Below are 6,095 nucleotides of genomic sequence, written 5' to 3'. Positions count from 1 at the left end.
TTGACGCCTACCTACGATCCTTCGGTGGCGCCGGCCTGCCCTTCGCCGTGGTCTTAAAGCCGGACGGGACTGTGCACCGACGCCTACCCGATCTGTTTACGGTGAGCACTTTGAAAACAGCCATAGAAACCAGTGGAGAGCAGACGCGTGTCAACCGGTAAAGATCTTGTGCTTCGCTGGCTGTTGCCTGCGACTGCCGCTATTGCGGCGGGTGGCTTTTTCCTGTTTTGGCAGTCGCCCTCATCCGATGTCGCTGGTAAGACGCGAGCGGAAAAAGACGTTTCGGCTAAGGAGACCCGAAGCACTGGGCGGGATGCGACCGATCTTTACGCGGCGTCCGAGTCGTCGATCGCCCCGAACGGCGCACCCGACTCGGGATTGACCCGGCAACGCTTCAGTGCAGCTCATGTAAACCTTGATGCGTTCCGGCAAGGCGACAAGGTTCGAGTCGAACTCGACATCGAACCGGGTTGGCATATCAATGCGAATCCGGCTTCGTTCGATTTTCTTATACCGACCGAGGTGGACGTCCTCGCCGACAACGTTCGATTAGCGGCCGACGTCGCTTACCCGACGGGCAATGAAATGGATGTCGGCCTCGACAGTCCGATCCGTGTTTATTCGGGCACCTTGAACTTGACTATCACTCTTGCCGAACGTGCCGACATCGATCGCGCTACGGTAGAGGCCGACATACAGGCGTGCAACGACTCCGGGCTTTGCTTGCCGCCTTCGACCCTATCGGCCTCGTTGGTCGGTTCAGCCGCTTCGCCTTGACAGCGAGGGCAACCGGGCCCCGAGTCCGTATCCCTGGTGCCACGTTCAAGCCAGGGCGGCGCATCGATTTTTGACACTACCATTGAAACTTATCGCCGCCATGGCCATCTAACATTATGTGATGCGTGTAATAGCCACATTCATACTGTTCTTCGTTGCCATGATGGCCCAAGCTGTCGCACCCGTGGTCACGCACGTCCACGAAGCGTCGTCGAACGCAACCGCTGCAGCCCAACACGTATCACAAGAGAATGCCGCGCAAGCGGATCACGGCGGGCACAATGGGGGTGCCGAATTTGCGCCCCATTGCACGGCTAGCGGCCATTGCCCATCAAGCGCCATCAACGCCGAAAGCATGTTGTACGGCAGGCTGTTTGCCCGCGCTACGAAGATCGCCGGCCGCATTCGTGATGACGCTGCACCCGGCTTCGCCTTCCCGCCCTACCGTCCCCCGTCTCCATTGTCATAGCCAACTGTATCGGTGCACGTCGATGCACCGTTTTGTCGACTAATCAACGGTCACGATCGGCCGACATCTCGGATTGATCTCGACTGTTTGACAAGCGAGTTCGCACGATTCGTTTCGCATCCCGGACATGCGAACTCACTATCACTGACATGGCGAAACGTTTGTTTTGCAACAGACGGACACCCTGTCAATACGATGGAGACAGAGACATGTATCACCCAACGAAAACGTCGGCGTTTATTTCGCTGCTCTCGGCAGGCGCCATCGCGCTCGGCAGCGTCGCGGTTGCGTCCGCGCATATTAGCCGGTTCGAAGACCTATCAACAGCCAACGGTATGTCCGGACAACGCATTAGCGATGCGGCTTTAAATAAGCCCGACGAAAGACGTGCCCTGAATAAGCAGATCCCTGGAAAAACCGAGCGCCGAGCGCCGTGGAATACGTCGATCGATAGCGCATCCCTCGGGCATTCCGGAAGCAATCACGGAATGTCGCCGATACGCGGCCAAGATGCGGGGCCCAGAGGCAGTGACGACTACGACATCTCTGCAGATAGGGCAAATGCCAGTAACGGGTCAATCGATAGTTCAACGTCGGGCGACTCGATCAGCAATCAAGGAATGGAACGCGGGAGGGAACTTCCGAAAGACGATCCGGCTCACACCAGCCCTCGTTCACACATCCACGCTGGCCCGCACAAAGATCAATAACGTGATTGATGAGATTGGGGCGGCATTTGCCGCCCCTCTTCTTGTAGCTTGAGCTGCTGCCCCTAAGCCGTTATCGTAGTCCGTAATGCGTGCATCGATTGCCATACTTCTGCTGTTGCAAATGCTGGTAGCGCAAGCCGGTGTTTACGGCATGTCGTGCATGCATGTCACCAGTCAATCGTCCGTCGGCGGCGTATCGGCAGTCCATACGCACGCGCAAACAGCAAGCCATGCCAGTGCCGAAGAGCAGGCAACGGACGATGGATCCGATAGCCACGAACCCTGCTGTTGCGCGTTCGTAGGGCATTGTTCGTCGAGCGCGGTCAACGATCACTCGTTGGATGGTCCGCAGTACCCTCCCGCTGCGCATTTTGCGAGTCGCGCTGTCGACGCGGTTGCGCGTGGCTTTAACCGCCCGCCCTATCGCCCCCCCCGTCTCTCGTCACATAGCTGAAACCCTACGGCGCATTGCTCGCGCCGATTATTCAGCTCGAACGGCGTTGTAAATCGCACAGCCTATTTTCGTCCGAACCTGATCCGGTTCAGATAGAAAGCGCACTTTATGCCGCTCGGCACAAGTGTTCGACTCGAGTTGCGCGCGCTCGCCGTTCCTTGGAGACGAAACAATGCAAGTCTTTAAAATCGCGCTGACGACGCTGGTCGTCGGCATTCTGGCCCTAGGCGCGGCGGCGGCCGGCGTGGTTTATTCCGGCGCCTACAACGTCGCCGCCACCGACAAGCACTGGCCGATTACCTACTGGGTACTCAATCAGGCAGTCCATCGCTCGGTCGAACGGCAGTCGGCCGATATCGAGGCGCCCGAGTTAGGCGGCGAACAGCAACTGCTCGCCGGAGCCGCCAATTTCGACGCCATGTGTGCCGGGTGCCACGCCCCGCCCGGCGCCAGGCCTTCGGTAGCTGCCCAGGGAATGAACCCGGAGCCGCCCGGCTTGGCCCACGCCGGCGCAGAGATGTCGGCCAGCGAGATCTACTGGATTCTCAAGCACGGCATCAAGGCGTCGGGCATGCCCGCCTGGGGCAGTACCCACAGCGACGCCGACCTTTGGGCCATGACCGCGTTCGTCAAGCAGTGGCCCGAAATGTCCGAGACCGACTATGAGCAGATGCTGGCGTCCGCCGAGACGAGCGGCATCGGCCATCACGCTGGCGGTGGCGGCCACGACGGTGGCGGCCACAGCGATGGGCAAGGCGACGACCAGGGCGGCGGCCATCACAACGGTGGCGGCAAAGGCTCTGATGGCAACAACGCCGATCACAAGTCTGGCGGCCACGGCGATGGCGATCAGGGCGGCGGCCACGACGACGGTGGTAACAAAAGCTCTGTTGGCAACAATTCCGATGACAAAGCGGGTGGCCATGACGATACCGATGGGCGCGATAGCGCTGCCGATTCACATAACGACGACGGACACGCGCATTGATGCGCGCGATAGAGCGAACGGCTCTCAGCTGATTTAACGCAATTCTGGAAGGTACTTTATTATGAGTAATCGAACACACGACAACGATAGACGCCGTCTTTTACGCGCCATGGGTGCAACCGGCCTGCTGGCCGGCTTCAATGCCTTGCTACCCGCTTACGCCCGCCCCGGTATGGGCCCCCAACTGAATACCGCAACGGCTCAGGTACCGGGCGGCACCCCCCGCGATGTGGACATGGACGTGCATATCCGCCGCGAGATCATCGACATTGCAGGCGGGCGGTCCTCGGCGATTACCGTCAACAACACCGTCCCCGGGCCATTGGTAGAACTTTGGGAGGGCAAGACCGCCCGCCTGCGCGTGCACAACCATCTCGACGAGTCCACGTCGATCCATTGGCACGGCATCCTGCTGCCGTTCCAGATGGACGGCGTCCCCGGGGTCGTGTTTCCCGGCATCGATCCCGGCGACACCTTCGAGGTCGAGTTCCCGGTTCGCCAGTACGGCACCTACTGGTACCACAGCCATACCGGTCTACAGGAACAGCTGGGCCAGTACGGGCCGCTGGTCATCCACCCGCAGAGCCGCGAGGACCATATCGACGCCGACCGCGAATACGTCGTGGTTCTGAGCGACTGGACTTTCGAGGATCCGCACCGGCTACTGGCCAAGCTCAAGAAGATGAGCGATTACTACAACTTCAGCGAGCGCACGGTCGCCGACTTTGCCGAGGACGTCTCCAAGGCCGGCTGGGGCGCGACCCTGCGGGACCGCATGGCCTGGGGGAACATGCGTATGAGCCCGCGCGATATCGCAGACGTCACCGGCCACACCTATACCTATTTGATGAACGGCATGCATCCCGATGCCAACTGGACGGCATTGTTCAAGCCCGGTGAACGCATTCGCCTGCGAGTGATCAACGCCTCGGCCATGAGCTATTTCAACGTCCGCATCCCGGGCCTGCCCATGAGTGTGGTGGCTTCCGACGGCCAGAACGTCGAGCCGGTGGAAACCGACGAGTTCCAGATCGGGGTGGCCGAGCGCTTCGACGTCGTGGTCGAGCCGAAAGCGGATCAGGCCTATACCCTAATGGCCGAGTCCATGGACCGCAGCGGCTACGCCCGCGGCACGCTAGCCCCGCGGCCGGGCATGGATGCGTCCGTGCCGGCCCTGCGCGCCCAGCCAACGCGCACCATGGTCGACATGGGCATGGATATGGACATGATGAACATGGACGGCATGAAGATGTCGGGCGGCGACGACATGGCAAAGATGGACATGTCGAAAAAAGGCCAGGGCATGGCCGGCATGTCTCATCAGGGCCACGACATGGGCACGATGAAACACGGCGACAACCCGATGTCGGGCATGGGCGCCGACAACAGCATCGCCATGATGGAACCGGCGGGTCCCGTGATCGCTCGACACGGTCCCGACGGTCATGGGCCCGGCAATATCACCACCGCGACCGTCCAGCGCAACCGCCTGGCCGAGCGCGGCACCGGCCTCAAGGATGTGCCGCACCGGGTGCTGACCTACAGCCAACTGCGCAACACCAAGCCCATGGCCGACAAACGCGAGCCGGCCAAGACCATCGAGCTACACCTGACCGGCAACATGGATCGCTATATGTGGTCGTTTGACGGGGTGAAGTACAGCGATACCGACAGCCCCATCGACTTCCCCTACAACGAGCGCGTGCGGCTGATCATGATCAACGACACCATGATGGAGCACCCCATCCACCTGCACGGCATGTTCATGGAACTGGAAAACGACCAGGGCGATCATCTGCCGTTCCAGGACACCATCAGCGTACTGCCCGGCTCGCGTGTGTCGCTACTGGTCACCGCCAACGAGCCCGGCCGCTGGTTCTTCCATTGTCACCTTCTCTACCACATGGAAATGGGCATGGCCCGAGTTGTGCGGGTGGGCCCCCGCAGCCAAAAGGAGAACACCGATGTTTAATACCCGTCTGCCCCTCCTGTACGTCCTGGTGCTGATCATGCTGGCGCTGCCCGGCTTGGCGCCGGCGGCCGACGAAAGCACATTGCCTGGCCAAAATGCCGATCCCGACGCCATCTATCCCCCCGGCGAGCGCAATGCCAGCAGCGGAGCGCCCGCTGAATGGCCGGATATTCTCAAGGACGAGGCCGTTTACGGTTTCGCACTGATTGATCGCCTGGAGTACGGCGTACCCGAAAGCGGTGAGGACAATTACCTCTGGGACGCGCAGGGCTGGCTCGGTGGCGACACCCACAAATTCTGGTTCAAGACCGAAGGTGAGGGACCGATCGACGGCGGCTCGCCCGAAGACACCGAGTTCCAGGCACTCTACAACCGCACGATCACGCCGTTCTGGGGCGTCCAGGCGGGCCTGCGCTATGACGTCAACCCCAACCCCGATCGCGGCTTTGCCGTGCTCGGCGTTCAGGGGCTTGCGCCCTACTGGTTCGAGTCGGACACAGCTCTGTTCGTGAGCGAGGACGGCGATGTCAGCTTTCGCGGCGAATTCGAGTACGAACTGCTGCTCACCCAGCGTCTGATCCTGCAGCCAAGGCTCGAGGTCAACGCCTCGGCCCAGGACGTGCCCGAGTACGGTCTCGCCAGCGGGCTCAACAATACCGAGGCGGGTGTGCGGCTGCGCTACGAGATCAAGCGCGAGTTCGCGCCTTATATCGGCGTACGCTGGG

Annotated in this window: 5 protein-coding genes; all 5 read left to right on the top strand. The window is 60.9% G+C overall.

All coding sequences use genetic code 11. The features are described from left to right. Positions 1–147 precede the first annotated feature (147 nt). Complete coding sequence (locus ABNU97_RS16845; protein WP_348767824.1) at positions 148–777, top strand: protein-disulfide reductase DsbD N-terminal domain-containing protein; 630 nt, start codon at positions 148–150, stop codon at positions 775–777. Positions 778–1,455: 678 nt separating this feature from the next. Next, positions 1,456–1,956 carry a hypothetical protein gene (locus ABNU97_RS16840; RefSeq protein ID WP_148045601.1) on the top strand — a complete coding sequence of 167 codons (501 nt, stop codon included), beginning with the start codon at positions 1,456–1,458 and terminating at the stop codon, positions 1,954–1,956. Between the two features lie 578 nt (positions 1,957–2,534). Then, the gene (locus tag ABNU97_RS16835; protein WP_348767823.1) at positions 2,535–3,398 is read left to right on the top strand and encodes a cytochrome c; all 864 of its coding nucleotides are present in this window, start codon (positions 2,535–2,537) and stop codon (positions 3,396–3,398) included. 61 nt (positions 3,399–3,459) lie between these two features. Beyond that, positions 3,460–5,370, top strand: a complete 1,911-nt coding sequence (locus tag ABNU97_RS16830) for a copper resistance system multicopper oxidase (protein WP_348767822.1) — start codon at positions 3,460–3,462, stop codon at positions 5,368–5,370. Further along, a partial coding sequence (locus ABNU97_RS16825; RefSeq protein ID WP_348767821.1) for a copper resistance protein B occupies positions 5,363–6,095 on the top strand: 733 nt, incomplete at its 3' end. The genes ABNU97_RS16830 and ABNU97_RS16825, both read left to right, overlap by 8 nt.

Source organism: uncultured Salinisphaera sp., from assembly GCF_964012375.1.
Lineage (GTDB): Bacteria > Pseudomonadota > Gammaproteobacteria > Nevskiales > Salinisphaeraceae > Salinisphaera.
This window is presented reverse-complemented; position numbering and strand designations above follow the sequence as displayed.

Bases quoted from the DNA above. Each gene is read 5' to 3' on its own strand.
- ABNU97_RS16840 (WP_148045601.1), top strand. From the start codon at position 1,456: ATGTATCACCCAACGAAAACGTCGGCGTTTATTTCGCTGCTCTCGGCA.
- ABNU97_RS16830 (WP_348767822.1), top strand. From the start codon at position 3,460: ATGAGTAATCGAACACACGACAACGATAGACGCCGTCTTTTACGCGCC.